The sequence below is a fragment of the Mesorhizobium neociceri genome, from assembly GCF_013520985.1.
GTDB classification, from domain to species: Bacteria; Pseudomonadota; Alphaproteobacteria; order Rhizobiales; family Rhizobiaceae; genus Mesorhizobium; species Mesorhizobium neociceri.
The window spans coordinates 57,152-74,086 of the sequence record NZ_JACDTY010000002.1; the positions used below are offsets into that span (position 1 = coordinate 57,152).

Annotated in this window: 19 protein-coding genes; 8 read left to right on the plus strand and 11 right to left on the minus strand. The window is 60.1% G+C overall.

Annotated features, from left to right (window positions below; all coding sequences use genetic code 11):
* Positions 1-39 precede the first annotated feature (39 nt).
* The 4 genes from H0241_RS04390 to H0241_RS04405 are packed head-to-tail and all read right to left on the minus strand — an operon-like array spanning position 40 to position 4,646.
* A complete protein-coding gene (locus H0241_RS04390) occupies positions 40-1,095 on the minus strand; it encodes a hypothetical protein (RefSeq protein WP_328824638.1) in 1,056 nt (351 codons plus the stop codon).
* Positions 1,083-2,396 carry a hypothetical protein gene (locus H0241_RS04395; protein WP_181056203.1) on the minus strand — a complete coding sequence of 438 codons (1,314 nt, stop codon included), beginning with the start codon at positions 2,394-2,396 and terminating at the stop codon, positions 1,083-1,085. The genes H0241_RS04390 and H0241_RS04395 overlap by 13 nt, the downstream gene beginning before the upstream one ends.
* On the minus strand, positions 2,396-3,214 hold the full coding sequence (locus tag H0241_RS04400) for a hypothetical protein (protein WP_181056204.1): 819 nt from the start codon (positions 3,212-3,214) through the stop codon (positions 2,396-2,398). The genes H0241_RS04395 and H0241_RS04400 overlap by 1 nt, the downstream gene beginning before the upstream one ends.
* Positions 3,207-4,646, minus strand: coding sequence for a coiled-coil domain-containing protein (locus H0241_RS04405; RefSeq protein ID WP_181056205.1), 1,440 nt, complete (start codon positions 4,644-4,646; stop codon positions 3,207-3,209). The genes H0241_RS04400 and H0241_RS04405 overlap by 8 nt, the downstream gene beginning before the upstream one ends.
* Positions 4,647-5,569: 923 nt before the next feature.
* On the opposite strand from H0241_RS04405, the gene H0241_RS04410 reads away from it, so the two are divergent.
* Genes H0241_RS04410 through H0241_RS04420 form a run of 3 tightly spaced genes read left to right on the plus strand, consistent with a single transcriptional unit; the run spans position 5,570 to position 6,873 of the window.
* Positions 5,570-6,145, plus strand: a complete 576-nt coding sequence (locus H0241_RS04410) for a hypothetical protein (protein ID WP_181056206.1) — start codon at positions 5,570-5,572, stop codon at positions 6,143-6,145.
* Positions 6,146-6,147: 2 nt separating this feature from the next.
* Positions 6,148-6,528 carry a hypothetical protein gene (locus tag H0241_RS04415; protein ID WP_181056207.1) on the plus strand — a complete coding sequence of 127 codons (381 nt, stop codon included), beginning with the start codon at positions 6,148-6,150 and terminating at the stop codon, positions 6,526-6,528.
* Positions 6,529-6,564: 36 nt separating this feature from the next.
* Entirely contained in the window at positions 6,565-6,873 is a 309-nt protein-coding gene (locus H0241_RS04420; RefSeq protein WP_181056208.1) for a hypothetical protein, read from the plus strand.
* A gap of 245 nt (positions 6,874-7,118) precedes the next feature.
* On the opposite strand, the gene H0241_RS36115 is transcribed toward H0241_RS04420, so the two are convergent.
* The 3 genes from H0241_RS36115 to H0241_RS04430 form a co-directional block, all read right to left on the minus strand.
* The gene (locus H0241_RS36115) at positions 7,119-7,250 is read right to left on the minus strand and encodes a hypothetical protein (protein WP_268926404.1); all 132 of its coding nucleotides are present in this window, start codon (positions 7,248-7,250) and stop codon (positions 7,119-7,121) included.
* 464 nt (positions 7,251-7,714) lie between these two features.
* Positions 7,715-8,314, minus strand: coding sequence for an SOS response-associated peptidase (locus H0241_RS04425; RefSeq protein ID WP_181056209.1), 600 nt, complete (start codon positions 8,312-8,314; stop codon positions 7,715-7,717).
* Between the two features lie 66 nt (positions 8,315-8,380).
* Complete coding sequence (locus H0241_RS04430) at positions 8,381-8,638, minus strand: DUF982 domain-containing protein (protein WP_181056210.1); 258 nt, start codon at positions 8,636-8,638, stop codon at positions 8,381-8,383.
* A 188-nt stretch (positions 8,639-8,826) separates the two neighbouring features.
* On the opposite strand from H0241_RS04430, the gene H0241_RS04435 reads away from it, so the two are divergent.
* Positions 8,827-9,285, plus strand: a complete 459-nt coding sequence (locus H0241_RS04435; RefSeq protein WP_181056211.1) for a hypothetical protein — start codon at positions 8,827-8,829, stop codon at positions 9,283-9,285.
* 101 nt (positions 9,286-9,386) lie between these two features.
* Here H0241_RS04435 and H0241_RS04440 read toward each other — a convergent pair whose 3' ends face one another.
* The gene (locus H0241_RS04440) at positions 9,387-9,590 is read right to left on the minus strand and encodes a DUF768 domain-containing protein (RefSeq protein ID WP_181056212.1); all 204 of its coding nucleotides are present in this window, start codon (positions 9,588-9,590) and stop codon (positions 9,387-9,389) included.
* A gap of 26 nt (positions 9,591-9,616) precedes the next feature.
* Complete coding sequence (locus H0241_RS35565) at positions 9,617-9,910, minus strand: hypothetical protein (RefSeq protein WP_181056878.1); 294 nt, start codon at positions 9,908-9,910, stop codon at positions 9,617-9,619.
* Positions 9,911-9,946: 36 nt separating this feature from the next.
* Between H0241_RS35565 and H0241_RS04450 the strand changes: the two genes are divergently transcribed.
* Entirely contained in the window at positions 9,947-10,711 is a 765-nt protein-coding gene (locus H0241_RS04450) for a pseudouridine synthase (protein WP_181056213.1), read from the plus strand.
* 180 nt (positions 10,712-10,891) lie between these two features.
* Here the strand turns inward: H0241_RS04450 and H0241_RS04455 are convergent, their stop codons facing one another.
* Together H0241_RS04455 and H0241_RS04460 are read right to left on the minus strand one after the other, a co-directional pair.
* Complete coding sequence (locus tag H0241_RS04455; protein WP_181056214.1) at positions 10,892-11,473, minus strand: histidine phosphatase family protein; 582 nt, start codon at positions 11,471-11,473, stop codon at positions 10,892-10,894.
* A gap of 144 nt (positions 11,474-11,617) precedes the next feature.
* Positions 11,618-12,952 (minus strand): dicarboxylate/amino acid:cation symporter, encoded by a 1,335-nt coding sequence (locus tag H0241_RS04460; protein WP_235983996.1) that lies wholly within the window; start codon positions 12,950-12,952, stop codon positions 11,618-11,620.
* A 239-nt stretch (positions 12,953-13,191) separates the two neighbouring features.
* Between H0241_RS04460 and H0241_RS04465 the strand changes: the two genes are divergently transcribed.
* The 3 genes from H0241_RS04465 (at position 13,192) to H0241_RS04475 (ending at position 16,913) form a co-directional block, all read left to right on the plus strand.
* A complete protein-coding gene (locus H0241_RS04465) occupies positions 13,192-15,051 on the plus strand; it encodes a sensor histidine kinase (protein ID WP_181056216.1) in 1,860 nt (619 codons plus the stop codon).
* A complete protein-coding gene (locus H0241_RS04470; RefSeq protein WP_407941713.1) occupies positions 15,051-16,397 on the plus strand; it encodes a sigma-54-dependent transcriptional regulator in 1,347 nt (448 codons plus the stop codon). The genes H0241_RS04465 and H0241_RS04470 overlap by 1 nt, the downstream gene beginning before the upstream one ends.
* Before the next feature lie 171 nt (positions 16,398-16,568).
* A complete protein-coding gene (locus tag H0241_RS04475) occupies positions 16,569-16,913 on the plus strand; it encodes a hypothetical protein (RefSeq protein ID WP_235983998.1) in 345 nt (114 codons plus the stop codon).
* Positions 16,914-16,935 lie beyond the last annotated feature (22 nt).

A 16,935-nucleotide genomic window follows, 5' to 3' on the forward strand; every position in this document is an offset into this window, starting at 1 on the left:
GATTGCTGTGAACGCTAGGTCACAACCATTCTTTCCCACTCATGACTTCGATCCCTGAGCCGGCGCGAGGTCCGTTTCGTGGGAACGCTGTCTCACCCTAATTTCAATTCGCCGTCTTGCCTTCACGTTACCAGTCTGCGCTCCGTTCGTCAGATGGTCCCCAGGCAGGATCAACTGCCCCCCCGACATCGGCAGGATCGTGAAACCATCCAGGTCGTGCATCTCGCTGAGTACACGGGTAACCGAAATCGCACGCGCAAGTCCAAGGCCCGCATTGTCGGCGGGGCGAAGGGAACCAACCTCAATTTTGCCGGCCAAAACCGACTGCAGCCCCTTGTCCATATTCGATGACTCGCCGGACATTGCCTGCTCGTCCGTGTGACCGATCACTTCGATCACGTCGACACCGTATGATGTTGCAATGCCCGCAATCGTCTTCGAGAGATCGCGCAGCTTCGTTTTGAACCGACCGGAAAGCTCCGCGCTTCCTGTATCAAAGTTATAGCCATCGAGTTCGCTAAGACTGATGATCGGCGGCCAATCGTGTGGTTTTGCAGCCATGACAGGCTGTTCGGCTTTCTTCAGCGCTTCCGAAAGGTCATTCGATGTCTTGCCAGCGCCGACATAGCCAAACTCCTTCAGCACTTTCATATGCTCGATCATCACGTTGGCTTGCGCGGGGTCGACGTGATTGTCTGTAAGGATTTTGGTGACCCGGGCGTTTTTGGCCACTTCTTGGACCGTAAGGCCTGCCTTTTTGATCGTTTCCACGGCCTCTTTGGCCAGGACCAATTCACGCCATTCCTGGTCGGGCACATTGCCTCCCGTCGCCGGTTTGATCAATGCGTTCAGCTGGGCAAGCAGCCGCTTGTTTTCGTCGTCGAGCTTGCGAACCTTCTCCTCGACGGATTGGACAATCTTTTGCGCCTCCGCAGCCTCTTGCTCCTTCTTGTGTATGATGGCGCCGGCTGCCAACAGAAGGCAGAACACCAAAAGCAGCATTGTCTCGGCCATCGTCAAGCCAAGGATCAGCCCGCGGCCATAGCCCTTGCGCTCGAAAGCGACTGATGTTCCGCCGTCGCTCACCTGCCCCACCAACCGGATCTCCTCGGGGATTCAACCTTCTCTGTCTGGGGCGTGCCGCTCAAAGTTTCGAAGGAATCGTCGTGCGGGGTGTCGGAAATCTTGATTGGCGCCTCTTCGCCGACACTGGCGGGAGGCATCACCGGAGGCGTTGGGTCGATTGCTATTGGGCCGTTGGCGGAGTGGTTCGGGCGCGAGACCTGAAGACTCTTTTCCGCCAGCGTTGCAACGAGTTCACTGGTGTCCGTACTTTGCTTCTGCACTACCGCCGCAAGCGCCTCGGTCAATCGCTGCCCCGCCTGAACAGTCTCTGCGGTCTTCTCTGCCGCGGCTGCCGCCCGCTCCACGCCACTCGCCACCTTGGCGACTGCATCAGCCAGAGCTGTCATACGCGCTTGCTGTTCCTGGGAGGCGCTCTCAGTCTTCACCGCATACTGCGCAACAGCGCTGCCCAGAAGCTTCACCATTGGCGCCAGGTCGTTCTTCAGCACCTCGTCCGGGACGACAACCTTCTCTAGTTTCATGGCTACGCTGTCGGCTTGCGCACCAAGCTTGCTCACCGACGAGGACATCGAGCCGTTGGCCTTGTCGAGCAAATCGGCGGCCGCCTCGACACGCTGCGCGATTGACGAGAATTGACTTTCGACCTGACCGAAGTTGTCCTTGAGCGCATCGCTCAGTTTGCCTGACGCCTCCTGGACCGGTTTGATGGATTCCATCGCAATCTTGTCGAGGGCGGATCTAATATGCTCGCCGTTCCGCTCGGCCTGAACGGCAATCTCCGCGAAGCCTTCTTCCAGCATCTGGTGGCTGACGCGACGAAAGTCGGCAAATTCCCTGGTCACGCTTTCCATCTCGGCTCTGACCCGCCGCGTCATATCTGCGAGTTCGTGCCTTGCCGTTCGCTCAATATCGGCAGGATCGCGTCGCATCTGATTGTAGAAAATTCTGAGCGCAATGCCGGTGATCGTCGACGTAACAGCGATACCGAAGTTCCTGACGATGGTCTCGGTCGAGCCTTCCGAGCCAAACTGAAACAGCGAGACCCCGAGGCTCGTTAGAGTGAACAGGAAGCCCATGTAATAGAGGTTGTCGCCGGTCTGCTCGTCGTGCAGCCTAAGCTTCCCCGTGAAGACCGATACACCCAAATAGAAGAACATCAGGCAAACCGGTATGCCCGACCCCACTATTGGGTTCACACCCGACAGCTTGGCAATGGCGATGAAGATGCAGCCGCCAAAGGTCAGCGCCGCAAATACAACGAGCGGAAAGCCCGGATGGCCCAACAGGGCATTGTCGCGCTTCCTGGCCATCAGTTTAACCCCTCTAAGCCAACCAACTTCTCGAATTCTCCGTGATGGTTCTGGACCCATTGAGTCCAGAACTCGGCATGGTCGAGCGACTTGAATGGCTTCTTTGCCCGGTCGATGTAGAGAATTGTGACGCTCACCCCGTCGAGCGAGGTGCCATAGGTCCGATCGGCAGCGCTTGCGAGGTACTTCTGGTAGTCGAGCCCCGATCGATACTGCGAATAAAGCGCCGTATGCTCGATCATGTCTGACGCAACCACCAACCGCTTTGCACTGTCCTGTTTGGCGAGGCCGCTATCGAAGAGCGACAGTTTGATCTTCTGGATGCCGGCCATGATTGGAGACTGGCTTGCTGAGTCACCATTCGGAATTTGGTCAGGGAGTTTGCTCAAAGGATCACCAAAGGCGTCCTCCCACTTCTTCTGGCGTCGCGCCGGATTGTTCGTCCAACTGTCCACCGTTGACCCATCGCCCGGATTGCATCCATCGAACATCACTGTCAGGTCGCCGGGGGCAGAGTTCAGAGTGTAAATCCTCACATAGCCGCCGGACTCTACCTTTCCGATGGTTTTGCGGAACTCATTCTTCAGATCGGTCATCGTCGTTGCCGAAATCGGATCCGTGGCGTCGATGAGAACCGCCGTAAGACTGGTTGGCCCGCCCAACGGGCAATTCGTGCTGGCGTCGATCTGACCCTTACCCGATCTTGACCACATCCAGGCAAAGCCACCCAACATCGCGATGGACAGGATGCCAAGGACGACAGCCGCGAAGATCGTGCCTGCTTGGCCCGTCTTGCGTCTGCGAGACCGCCTAGCCATTCACGTTGTCCGGATGGAGCTTGTCGAGGTCGCGGTACTGCTCAATCCCCCGCTCGCATTCCTGACCGATGAGGCGGACCTGAGCGTTGAGCTCGTCCTGCGCCCCGCGGATCGATGCGCCGACGTCACCCTCGCTCCACTCCCCGTCACCCGAAATATGCGGTTTTATGCGGTCGAGTTTGTAAGCCGCCCCGAAATGCTTGGGGGCAGGCTCGGTCCTGGCCTGGATATTTGCCTCCCTGTACTTTGATAGAAGTTGGTTACAGGCTCGCTCCAACTGGTCCTGATGCTGCGCAAAAAGCGCTAGAAGCCTCGAGCGATGATCGACAATCGCGCGGTGCTCCCTACGGCGGCTGCCAAGTTCCTTGACGATCTCCTCAACCTTTTCGTTGTGGTCGTCGCGAACGTCTTGAAGCTCCTCAATCAGTTCCTTCTTGCGATCGATATAGTCCTCGCGCCTGGCGACCAGCCGATTTTCGACGCCGGCGTACCCGGGATAAGGATCGAACACGAACCAGCCGTCGATAAACGCGAAAATCGAGAACATGAGGCCGATGGCGAAGAGCAACCATGACTTCACGTCTGTGAGGCCCGCTGGATTCGCGATCATATTGCGAATGACCTCTGTGCCGGCACCATCCGCGAGCGAGCCACTCACCTCTCGATAGTGCGCCAATGCGAGGTTTATGGTGACGGCCAGGGCGACGTAAAAAATGATCGATACTATCCCCACCAGCTTTCCTAGCACCGCCCGGTGGGTGACCAGGCGAGCGCAGAAAACCGACAGTAGCAAGGCAGCGCCGATGTTGATGAAGGAGAATGCCGCGGCCTCGAGAATACCGCCAAACAGACCCTGCTCGTTACCCTTGGCAAGGAAACTGCCGTTCATTGCGGTCTCGATAAGAAACAGAAACAGCAATAGCGAGAGCCTAAAGACGTGAGCCGCCCCGTGCTGAACCCGCGCGGCACGAACCAATCCGTGCTTTCCCTTAAACCAAGCGTGCTCTTTCTCTGCGTCGTTGAGAGCCCTTCTCAGTCCGTGGAGTTCGTCCAGACCGACGGCTACAGAAGCCTTGAAGTCCGACACGCTCGCTGCGTTCGCCTGGCGGATCAGACCGAACTGTTCTTCGAAATCCAGGCCGGCGAGGCGCCCGCCGAGAAGCTGCAAACTGTCCTCGAGAGTATGATAGGAAGCCTTCTTCTCGTCCTCGACTCGTTCGATGATGGCATGTTCGACATCATCGAGATTCTTGGCGGTCTTTGGCGGCTGGTTCGCCTCGCCACGTTCCTTCCCGCGACCAGCGAGATCCATATCGCGATCAATCTTTGCGACGTCTAAGCTACTGAAAAGCTGGGTACTCGCACGAAAATCATGGTTGGACTCGCGCAGAGACTCGCGCAACCTATTTAGTTTTTCGAATTTAGAACCCACGCCCTACTACCCGACCCCGTATAGCCCGCAGCATAGTGCTTCTATGCACAGTGGAAGCAAAGGGCAACAGCGCATCCACAAATGTCCACTTGGTTGTCACGGGTGTGACTTGTCGCCGTGCCCTTTTAACGGTTCACGCCCCCTTGTTGCCCGCGACTGCCAAAGTTGCGGATAATGTGAAGCTCGGCCACCCTGGCAACTGGGACGATGGACCAGCGATCCGAGGGTCAGGGTTTAGGCATGGCCGCGGCTCCTGTCGAGCGACGACGTCCAGCTTTACGCGCGGTCAAGCCGCGAATGGAAGGAGCACCGAGCCTTGTCCCTGTGGTGAGCGGCGGAATTCCGGGTATTATTGCGCACCGCCGCGTGAAGCCCCGCTTTTCCATCTGACTCACTGGTTGCTGATCCAGTTTTTCGTTGTTGCAATTACCGAGCCTCAATCGAGCATAAAGCGTCACGCGCTCAGATGAAGCCCATTGGAAGGTTGGCATCGATCCCATCTGGAAAGGATCGGCCAAATGAGCGATGATCCCTGATCAGCCTGCCAGATCGCACGCTGATCAGCCTGGCCAATGCTAGAGAGCACGGCGACCAGTGCTGCCAACATGCCGAGGGGCACGACATATGGATGCTTCGAGAGTCATCGGGAATCGAACCCATCCACAGAAATATTTTGTTGGTATTTCCGTTGGTAGTCCTCACCACAGCGTGGCCGTAGTTGTTTGAAAATAAAGTTAGATTTCCTTCACTTGGATTCCGCCTCTGGGCACCATTTTTTTTAACAGATTCAAACGACTCCGATCTTCGCGGGGCGCATGCCAACGGCCAGTGGATCACAGCTGCGGTGTGAGTGCGCGCCTGAAAGAAATCGATTGCTTTGACGTGGCACAAGCTCAAGAATTCGAGCTGATGGAGGCAATCGGATGTTCAAAAATGTCCCAAAATCTGAGATCACGATCATAGGAAAGGATGGCGACGTCCGCCACACAACAAAAGCCATAATGGGCGACCCGATCGTGATTCCTGATCAGTCAGTTAGTATTTTTGCAGGTGACGAAATTCGGCGACTAATCCCAAGCGGTGCGGAAGAAACGTTTGAAGTTCTAGATCCAATTTTTTATCAATCTCATGGCCGCATTCCGGCGCACTATCAGGTGAAAATTCGTCGAAAAGGGATGCTCCCCCAGGGCACTGGCGGCAATTACACCATTCACGTGACCGGCTCGAACTCACGGGTGAATGTGAACTCAAGCGACAACTCCCATAACGTTGTTGTTGACCACAGTGTGTTTGGCAATGTCCGAACAGCGATCGAGAGTGGAGTATCGAACGAGGCGGATCGCACAGCGCTTTTAGCATTAGTCAGCACCATGGAGGCCGCGAGCGGTGATCGGAATTCTTACCTAAAGGCCTATCAGAACTTCATCGCTGCAGCAGCAAACCATGTAACTGTAATCGCGCCTTTCCTCGCGGGACTAGCGGCGCTGCTAGGAGGTTGACCGTGGATTTGAAATCCTTCGTTACTGAAAGCCTCTCTCAAATCTTAGATGGAATCAAAGAGGCTCAGCAGCGGCCTGGCGGCGATAATGTGGGCGCGGATGGCTATCTCGCAGGCCAAGGAAACTTGATCAGCGGTGGGACAAGCGGCTTTTTCACCCTTGTAGATTTTGATGTATCTGTGATCGCGGAAAGCCGAGAAGGCGGGAACAGCGTCCGCGTTTCGACTATTGAAGTCGATGATGGGTCATCAAAATCTGCATCGAACACCAGCAGAGTGAAGTTCACCGTCCATGTTCGCATTCCGAAGGGAGGTGCGAATCGAGATCGTAGTACCCAGTCGATGGGTAGAGCTGAAACCGATTTCGACGTGTTTAGTCGATAACTTGTCAGAGACCGAAAAAATACGGAGGGAGCCAATATGAATATCCGCCTTTCCCACGCCTCTGGAGTTGTCGGCGAAGCTACTGACATTTTGGCTGGTGGCGGCAGCACTAGAGATCGGTTGCTTTTGGCGGCGAAAATTATGCTCGGCATAGCACCGGGAGATTTTACCCAATTCCCAGAACTGAGCGTTCTATATGAAGGCATCCACAAGGCGTTAAGCAAAGTGACAGACGCTCGGGACGGAAGCTATGAGGCAACAGTTCGCGCGATGAGCGCACCTGCTATGACAAAGGTTGCTCAGGCAATTTTGGATTTGGATCGGGCGATCAGGTCAACGACTTAACGCTGGTTGGATGATCAGCGGCGCCAGCGGCTCGCGCGCCGCTAGCTTGTCCCACGGGCTGTCTTGCTTGAGGCGCAAAAAACTGATTGGCATGAAGGTAGGGCCGGCGCGACTAGGCCACATCTGCCCGAACAACGCATCCTTGCGGATCTCGCCGACTAGCCTTCACACCGGAGTTCGAGCTTCGCTCGCGCAACCCACAGCATCATGGCTGAAGACACTGAGAAGTTGGACGTTCGACAGCTTCATTCTGCCGAGTCCAGCGGGCGTTTCCACCACCATTTGATAAAGCGGGCGAACGCGACAATGCCGCCGATGATCGCGATGATGCTAGCGATTACGCCCAAAATCTGGGCGAGGTCGATTGTGACGGTCATAGCTTCTCCGATCGCACGGGAGGATGCGCGTTGCGTGTTGTTTCGTCGGAACTAACTAAAACGTATTTAGCGTGCGGATATTGCCCAATCACTAAATGTGCGCAAACGGTATCAGCGACGCATCGATTAGCAAACTGATTTAGCCGTGATCTTGGCGGGTTGGTAAGGCAACGAGCGCAAATAAAGCGCTTGACACGGTGGGTCGACAAACACGTGAACGAACCCACAACCAAATCGATAAAAGCGCCTTTATATCAAACGGTTGCTAATGTCCAGTAGAGCTAATACCCTCAGCCTAGCCGCATTTATCTCGTGAAGCATGGGGATCAGTCGCCTAGCCCCTGAGGGCCGAGGAGTACGCCACCAGCACCACAAAACAAGTCCAACACCGGCGATAGCGCTGACAATGGCAACGCCAAATTCGCACAGTCGGCGAGAAATTCGCTGTAGACCTCGCAACCGAACTATGAACTTTCGGGGCGCACGGTCTCCACGCCCAGCGAACCGATCGGAAGTGGCTGTAACAGTTCGGCTTCCGGCTTCGTCAGATTGAGCCAGGCGGACCAATCCTCAGGCTGAAGCACCACGACCTGCCGATTGTGATAGGGCGCGATATCCGGTCCAGGCTCGGTCGTCAGCATGGTGAAGCTGGGCGGCTTGTTGCCGACGGCTTCACGCCAAAGCCCGGCGATGGCCATGAACGGAGAGCCGTTCAGGGTGAAGCGATGCTTGGCCTTCGGGTACTTCGTGCCCGTGAATTCGAAGAAGGCGGATGCAGGAACGAGGCAGCGTTTGCTGCCGGCGAATTGCCGACCTTCGGAGCGGAAGTTGAACACCGGTCCGCCTTTTGGTCCGGCCGGTGGAAATCCGAACGTCATCGAAGCCAGTTCAACAACGCCGGCGTCGCCGGCGGCGCGCATGATCGGGGCCGGATCATTGATGTGGATGTCGTCCGCCTGCGGCAGGTCAAGTTCAGTCTGGTGGGTCGGGATCTCGAGGGCCAGCGACTCCAGCATCCGGCAATATTCAGCCCAGAGAATATGCTGCTCGTAGTCGTTGCACATAAAAGGCTCCTGCCCGGACTGTCCATCTACGATACGGCAAACGACGCAGCGATGAAAAGCAGCGGGCTAGGCGTCACGCTCAACCAGAATATCGGCCTCGATCGCCGCATTGACGAAGGCCGCGCGGGCATAATGCGCCTCTTTCAGGCCTTCAAGAACGCCAAGGCAGGCTTTGCGGGCGGCGACGTGATAGCGGCCTGTCTTCGCGGGCCAGCGGTTCATGAGGATGTCGGCGGCCTGCGCGACACGCTCCACCTTGTAGATCGTGTTTCTGGACCTGCCGAGCGCGACGCGGACCGGCTCTTCGAAACGCTGGTCTTGCATGCTTTCCCTCCGAACGCGTCCGCAAGTCAATTCGGCAGAGCCAGTTCGGTTCCACGGGCACGATCTGCCAACGCGCAAAACTCCGCCGGCCGAAATCATTTTGCGCGCATAGCCCAGATCGCGGATTTAGATTGCTTGGAGAACCCCTCTTCCTAGGGCAAACTGACTGCGGGGCTGCAGGAGGAGAAATGCGAGCACGCGCAGCTACGATCGGCGATCTCGAAGGTGTTTTCCGGGATTTGTCCACGCGGATGTCGGACGAGTATGTGGCCGCCGGCAAGGATAGCAAGGTGGCCTACGACAATCTGATGATGAATTTGAAGGAAGGCCGCGCCCACGCGCTGGTCGAGGGCGACAAGACGGTGGCGATCATCGCCTGGCATGAGAGCAGCGACGCCGCCGACACGCTGTTTGCCGCGCAGGAGGGGTTTTTCAACGCCGTAACGGTCCGTTTCTGCAGGCGCCACATCCTCCATATCCAGGCACTCGCCGGCAACCTTCCGATCCGCTCGCGCAGTTGGCTACAGCGGGCCGACGTCGCCAAATGGTTCCGCGTCATCGGTTATGTCGAAAGCGGCCAGGAGAACGGCGCCACGGTGTTCGAACTGCCGCCGGCGCGGGCAGCGCAATCGGTGCGGGCCGCATAGGGCTGTGCACTAACCGCCCCGGCAAGGCCCGCAACGCAAGGCTGCAATCATAAAAGCCCACCGCCGAGAAGGCGATGGGCCGATATGCGCCTGCGATGCGTTCAGATACCGTGCTGATCGAGTGCCTCGAAAATCACCTGTTCCAGCGAACCGAACTCCTCTTCGATCTCGCTGACGTCGAGGTCGCAGTGCCGCAGCGCAGCCCGCGTGCTGAGGGTTCGAGCCGTTGCCTTGTCGGCAGTCAGTTCGCCCGGCAGGTGCTCGTGTATCCAGCCTTGCAGAAAATCAACGTCGCGATCGCTCATCTGTTTATCCATCTGTCATCCGCGGATTATTCACCCAAAATGACCCCGGAAGCGACAATCTGGGCTGTCGCGCTGGTGAGCCTTCCTCGCTTCACGAGTGTCGGTTTTTCGTAGATTTTCTTCATACCAATGCTCTTCGCGACGGATCGCTCGTCAGCAACAACGTCTTTCGCGAGGCCGCGTTCCATGGCCGGCGCTGAGCCCGGCGCCCCTGAGCTGGAGAACTCGGCTTCTGCCGAGAACAGCTCTGGACCTTTCGCCCCCGGCAAACCCGATGTTTGCACTATGGCATGTTGCGCCACCATCGCGCCGCGTGGCATCTGTCGCTGCCGCTCATTTTGACGCAAAACAGGATTATGGCGCAGCCGCCCAATATTACCCGACAACCGGCCCCGGGAGCAGGCGTCAGCCTGAACCGGGCGCTTTCCAAGCTCGGCCTGTGCTCGCGCAAGCAGGCCGAACTGCTGATCGCCGAGGGGCGCGTGCGGGTCGGCGGCAAGGTGGTGCGCGATCCGTCGCTCCGCGTCGATCTCAGCCGCGACCGCATCACCGTCGACGGCGAGCACGTTGTTGCCGGGGCAAAGATATATCTGATGGTCAACAAGCCGCGCGGGCTGGTCACCACCCGCGACGACCCGCAGGGGCGCGGCACCGTCTATGACTGCCTCATCGGGCTCGACCTGCCTTTCGTGTCGCCGGTCGGCCGCCTCGACAAGGCCAGCGAAGGCCTATTGCTGATGACCAACGACACGCGCTGGGCGAATGGCCTGCTCGATCCGGCGTCGCATGTCGACAAGACCTATCACGTGCAGATAGGGGCCGTGCCCGACGAGGCGATGCTGGCGCGGTTTCGTGAAGGCGTGGCCGTCGATGGCGAACTGCTGACCGCAAGCTCGATCGACGTGCTGCGCAGCGGCGGCCGCACCGCGTGGCTGGAGATCGTGCTCGATGAGGGCCGCAACCGCCAGATTCGCCGCCTGCTCGGTGCCTTCGATATCGAGGTGCTGAGGCTGGTTCGGGTGGCGATCGGCGGTCTGCTGCTCGGCGAACTCGCCAAGGGTCAGGCGCGGCATCTGACGGCAGAGGAGTTGGCGTTGCTTGCAAATTCGGGACTGCGGTAGCCCCCTCACCCGGATTGCCAACCGAATTGCAAAGGGCAATTCGGGACAATCCGACCTCTCCCCGAGGGGAGAGGAGGTCGCCGGCGTCGGTGCTCGCCTCTTCTCCCCAGCGGGGAGAAGGTGGCCGCGAAGCGGCCGGATGAGAGGGCCTGGCGCTTCCGCGAGAAAGTGTAGGGACGACTATTTCTGGTTCCATTTGCGGATGACGGGCTCGGTCAAATCGTGCTCGTAGCCGAGGATGCTGATACTGGCGGTGTCGAGTACGAAGTGCGCGCCACCCTCAGGCGGCAGGCCGAGCCAGCGTGCGGCCAGCACGCGCAGGAAATGCGAACTCGAAAACACCAGCACGCTGCCTTCAATGGCGCGCAGCCCGGCGATGATCGTATCGGCCCTGGCGCCGACATCCGCCGCGGCCTCGCCGCCGGGGCAGCCGTCGCGAAACAATTGCCAGCCGGGACGCTCACCCAGAATTTCTTTTGTCTTCACGCCCTCATAAGCGCCATAGTCCCATTCCTGCAAATCATCCTTCTTGACGGCGGAAGCGCCGAAGCCGGCCAGCGTACAGGTGTTGAAGGCCCGCTGCGACGGGCTTGACCATACAGCCTTGAAGGACAGGCCCTTGAGCCGGTCGGCCACGCCGCGCGCGGCCGCCTCGCCCTTTGGTGTCAACGGTATGTCCGTGCGGCCGGTGTGTTTTCCCGAAGCGCTCCATTCGGTCTCGCCGTGACGGACCAGGTAGATCTCGGGAAACGCGTTGCTCATGCACGGGCCTTTCAGGTTTCGAGAAACACCCGCACCCTAGCCGGGAAGGCGTCGCCTGTACCAGCCGCGCCGGGCACCGCTGCTAAAGAAACAAAGCCGCAGCCGGCGAACCGGCTGCGGCCTGAGGTCGAACGACTTGGGAGATCAGGCGGGCTGCAGATCGCCCGACAGCGCCAGGTCGGCTTCCTCGGACAATGTGCCGGCCATGGCGGCGGCGAACTTTGTCTGGTCGAGTTCACCTTCCCAGCGCGCCACCACAATGGTCGCCACTGCATTGCCGACGAAGTTGGTCAGCGCCCGGCACTCCGACATGAAGCGGTCGACGCCGAGGATAAGCGCCATGCCGGCGACCGGCACCGTAGGCACCACCGAGAGCGTTGCGGCCAACGTGATGAAGCCGGCGCCGGTGATGCCGGCGGCACCCTTGGAGCTCAGCATGGCGACGAGCAGCAGCAGGATCTGGTCGCCATAGGTGAGCGGCGTGTCGGTCGCCTGGGCGATGAACAGAGCTGCCAGCGTCATGTAGATGTTGGTGCCGTCGAGGTTGAAGGAATAGCCGGTCGGGATGACCAGGCCGACCACCGAACGATTGCAGCCGGCGCGCTCCATCTTGGCCATCAGGCCGGGAAGTGCTGCTTCCGAAGACGAGGTGCCAAGCACCAGCAGCAGCTCTTCCTTGATGTAGCGGATCAGCGCCAGGATCGAGAAGCCGTTGTACCAGGCGACTGCGCCGAGCACGACCAGCACGAAGAGCAGCGACGTCAGGTAGAAGGTGCCGATCAGAAAGGCGAGGTTGGCGATCGCGCCGATGCCGTATTTGCCGACGGTGAAGGCCATGGCGCCGAAAGCACCGATGGGGGCGGCCTTCATCAGGATGGCGACGAGGCGGAAGATCGGCGACGTCAGCGCCTGCAGGAAGTCGACCACCGGACGGCCGCGATCGCCGACCAAAGCGAGAGAGATGCCGAACAGCACTGAGAAGAACAGCACCTGCAGGATGTCGCCCTGCGCAAAGGCGCCGGTGATGGTGTCGGGGATGATGTTCAAGAGGAAGCCGACAATGGTCGTGTCATGCGCCTTCTCGGTGAAGGTCGCGACCTTGGTGGGATCGAGCGTCGCTGCATTGATGTGCATGCCGGCACCCGGCTGAACGACGTTGGAGACGACCAGGCCGACGACCAGTGCCAGGGTCGAGAACACCAGGAAGTAGATCATCGCCTTGCCGGCGACGCGGCCGACCTTTTTCAGGTCGGAGACGCCGGCAATGCCGGTTGTCACTGTGAGGAAGATGACCGGCGCGATCACCATCTTGACCAGCTTGATGAAGGCATCGCCGAGCGGCTTCAGCGAAGCACCGAGTTCGGGATAGAAATGACCAAGCAGGACGCCGGCGGCGATCGCCGTCAGCACCTGCACATAAAGATGCCGGTAGAAAGGTACCTTGCCGCGCGGTTCGGCGGCAGCGAATGCTGGCTGCATGACGTCCTCCATGGCGCCCCGATCGAAAGCTCGACCTCCCGGGGCAGTTGTTTTGACCTCCGCAGCCTCGCGACTGCTGAACGGATCTTGTGCAACTGCCGTGCCAAACTGCATGGCGAGGTCGTGCGCTTTGATTTTGTTGACTATTTCGATCGATCGAGGCTGGTGTCGCTCGAACGCAAGTGCGGACATCCGCATGAGCGAATTGTGCTTTGTGCGAAATCATGCACAAATGGGCGATGATGCAACGCCCTGCCGCTGCCTTGTCATCGACGCCTGAGCAACTCGGCAAGCGGGCTCGCCGCGCCTGGCTGCTGTTTGCGGCGATCGCTCTCGTGATCGTGGCGACGGCGCTCATCGGCGCCGGCCTGTATGCGCGCCGGGCCGAGGTCGCAACTTTGGCGGCGCAAGGCCGCACCGATGCCAACCTGAAGGTTGCGCTGCTGCGCGCCGTGCTGGAAAGCCCGCGGGCGCTGCCGCTGCTCTTGTCCGAGGACCAGCAGGTGCATGACGCCCTGCAGAACAAAGGCGCGGTCGCGATCGACGTGCTCAACCGCAAGCTCGAAGGGTTGGTTTCCGGCACCAAGGCTTCGGTGCTCTATGTCACCGGCGTCGACGGGTTCGCGATCGCCTCCAGCAACTGGCGCGAGGCTACCAGCTTCGTCGGCAATGACTATGGTTTCCGCGCCTACTTCTCCGGTGCCATGCAATCCGGAACCGCCGAATATTTTGCGCTCGGTAACACCAGCAAACGCCCCGGCCTCTACATTTCCCGGCGCGTCGGCAATGCGGCTGCACCGCTCGGCGTCGTCGTCGTCAAGATGGAGTTCGACCAGCTCGAAGCTGACTGGCACGAGGCCAACCGCCCGGCCTATGTCAGCGACGACCATGGCGTCGTTCTGATCACCAGCGTGCCGTCCTGGCGCTTCATGACCACCGCGCCGCTGGCCGGTCCGGTGGCTGCCGCCATCCGGAGCAGCCAGCAATTCGGCAACGCGCCGCTGATCCCCTTGCCCATCACCCGCCCCGAGGCATTGAGCCCTGACGTGTCGATGGTGCATGCGATAACGCCGGGCGGCAGCGATGCCGAATATCTCAGGCTTTCGACATTGGTCCAATCGACGCCGTGGCGGCTCGACTATCTCGTTCCAGCCGAAGCGCCTATCGCGGCCGCGGTGCGTGAGATGCGGCTGCTGGCGCTTGGCGTCGTGGTGCCGCTGCTGGCGCTGGCCGGCTATCTCCTGTGGCGCCGGCAGTCGGCGCAAATGCGCATTGCCGCCGAACAGGCGGCGCGCATCGAGCTGGAACGCCGCGTCGTCGAACGGACGCATGATTTGAGCCTCGCACGCGACCGGCTGCAGGCCGAGATCACCGACCATCGCAGCACCGAGGCCAAGCTGCAGGTCATGCAGCAGGAGCTGGTGCAGGCCAACCGTCTTGCCACCCTCGGCCAGGTTGCCGCCGGCGTCGCGCATGAGATCAACCAGCCGGTCGCGACCATCCGCGCCTATGCCGACAATGCCCGCGTGTTCCTGGAGCGCAAGCAGAGCGGACCGGCCGAGGAAAACCTTGGCGCGATCGCAGCACTTACCGAGCGCATCGGCGGCATCACCGAGGAGCTGAAAGCCTTTGCCCGCAAGGGCCGAACTGCGGCCGAGCCGGTCGAATTGCGCGGCGTCATCGAGGGGGCGGTCGTGCTGCTCAGGAGCCGTTTTGCCGGCCGGCTGGAGGCGCTCGATATCACGCTCCCGCCGCCGACGCTCAAGGTGATGGGCAACCGGCTGCGGCTGGAACAGGTGCTGATCAATCTGTTCCAGAACGCGTTGGAAGCGCTGGAGGGCCGCGACGGAGCCAAGGTGCTGATATCAGCCGAGGAAACCGCCGGCGGCGTGGCGCTTGTCGTCGCCGACAATGGACCGGGCATTCCGGACGCCGTCCTCAAATCGCTGTTCACGCCGTTCAACACGTCGAAGGAAAAGGGCCTCGGGCTCGGCCTCGTCATCTCGCAGGACATCGTCGCCGACTATGGCGGACGCATCGAGGTGGCGAGCGGCGGAGACGGCACGCGCTTCACCGTTCACCTCGCCAGGGCTCAATGATGGACACCGGATCGGTTATCCTGATCGACGACGACAGCGAATTGCTGAGAGCCACGCGGCAGACGCTGGAGCTGGCCGGCTTTTCGGTGTCGGCCTTTGCGACTGCGGCTGAGGCGCTGGCCGGGCTCAACGCCAACTTCTCCGGCGTGGTGGTGTCCGACATCCGTATGCCCGGCGTCGACGGCCTGCAGCTCTTCGACCGCGTCTTGCAGCTCGATCCCGACATTCCGGTCATCCTGGTCACCGGGCATGGCGACATCGCGGTCGCGGTCAAGGCAATCAAGGACGGCGCCTACGACTTCATCACCAAGCCCTTCGCCGCCGACCGGCTGGCGCAAAGTGTGGCGCGGGCGGCGGAAAAGCGCCGGCTGGTGATGGAGAACCGCGCCTTGCGCGAAGGTGCCGAACAGGCGCAGGACGGCCTGCCGTTGATCGGCCAGACGCCGGCGATGGAGCGGCTCCGCCGCACGCTCAGACAGATCGCCGACACCGATGTCGATGTGCTGGTGACCGGCGAGACCGGCTCCGGCAAAGAGGTGGTGGCGAGCCTGCTGCATCGCTGGAGCCGCCGCGCTGGGGGTAATTTCGTGGCGCTGAATTGCGGCACGCTGCCGGACACGGTCATCGAAAGCGAATTGTTCGGCCATGAGGCCGGCGCCTTCACCGGCGCCCAGAAGAAGCGCATCGGCCGCATCGAGCATTCAAGCGGCGGCACGCTGTTCCTCGACGAAATCGAAAGCATGCCGGCGTCAACCCAGGTGCAAATGCTCAGGGTGCTGGAGATGCGCGAGGTGACGCCGCTCGGCACCAACGAGATCCGGCCGGTCGATCTGCGCGTCGTCGCCGCCGCCAAGGTCGATCTCGGCGATCCCAACCAGCGCGGCGCCTTCCGCGAGGATCTGTATTACCGGCTCAATGTGGTGACGATCTCGATCCCGCCGCTGCGGGAACGCCGCGACGACGTCGCCCTGCTGTTCTTCTACTTCGCCGAGCGTGCAGCCGCCCGCTTCCGCCGTCAAATGCCTGCCGTGCCTGCTTCGGTGCACCGCTATCTCAGCCAGCATGACTGGCCGGGCAATGTGCGGGAGCTGGCGCATTTCGCCGAGCGTTTCGTACTCGGGCTGGAGGAAGTGGGTCAGGTGCCGCCTTCCGCTTCGGCAGAATCGGATGCTGCCGGCTCGCTGCCGGAACGCCTGGAACGCTATGAGGCCGATGTCATCCGCGAGACACTTGGCCGCAATGACGGCGATGTCCGGCGCACGATCGAGGCGCTCGGCATCCCGCGCAAGACCTTCTACGACAAGCTGCAGCGGCACGGCATCGTGCGCAGCGATTTTTCCAGGTAATTCAGTGGTGTGAGCCCGAAGCATGGCGGATTTTGCGACCCTATCCGAAAAAACCGTGGCAAGTCGGCATCAGAAGGTGTTGAAGACCGCATTGGCCGCCTTCGGCAAGGCGCGATCCGGTTGCGCTCGGCGGATGTTGATGATTTGTTGCCGGTCAGCGGAGAATGAGTGATGCGAGAACCTGCCGGTCAAGATGAGTATGGGTCGACCAGTCCCTTCGATCCGGACGATCTGCAGAATTTGAACGCGATCGGTCCGGCCATGGGCAGCGGCAATGATTTCGAGAAATACGCCGTCGCCGTGATCATCGTCTTCGGCGCGGTGATCATTGGCGGGCTGATGGCGGCTGCGATGACCTTCGGCCATCGCAACGGCTTCCTGTTTGCGCTTGGCGGCGCGACCGCAGCCTGGATATCGGGTAATGCGCTGCTGCTCGACCGGCCGCGCATCTACGCGTTGTTCGTTGGCATCGCGGCGCTGATGCTGGTTGGATCGACCCTGACGCTCGTCCTTTGATCGATCTTTGTTTGATCATGAT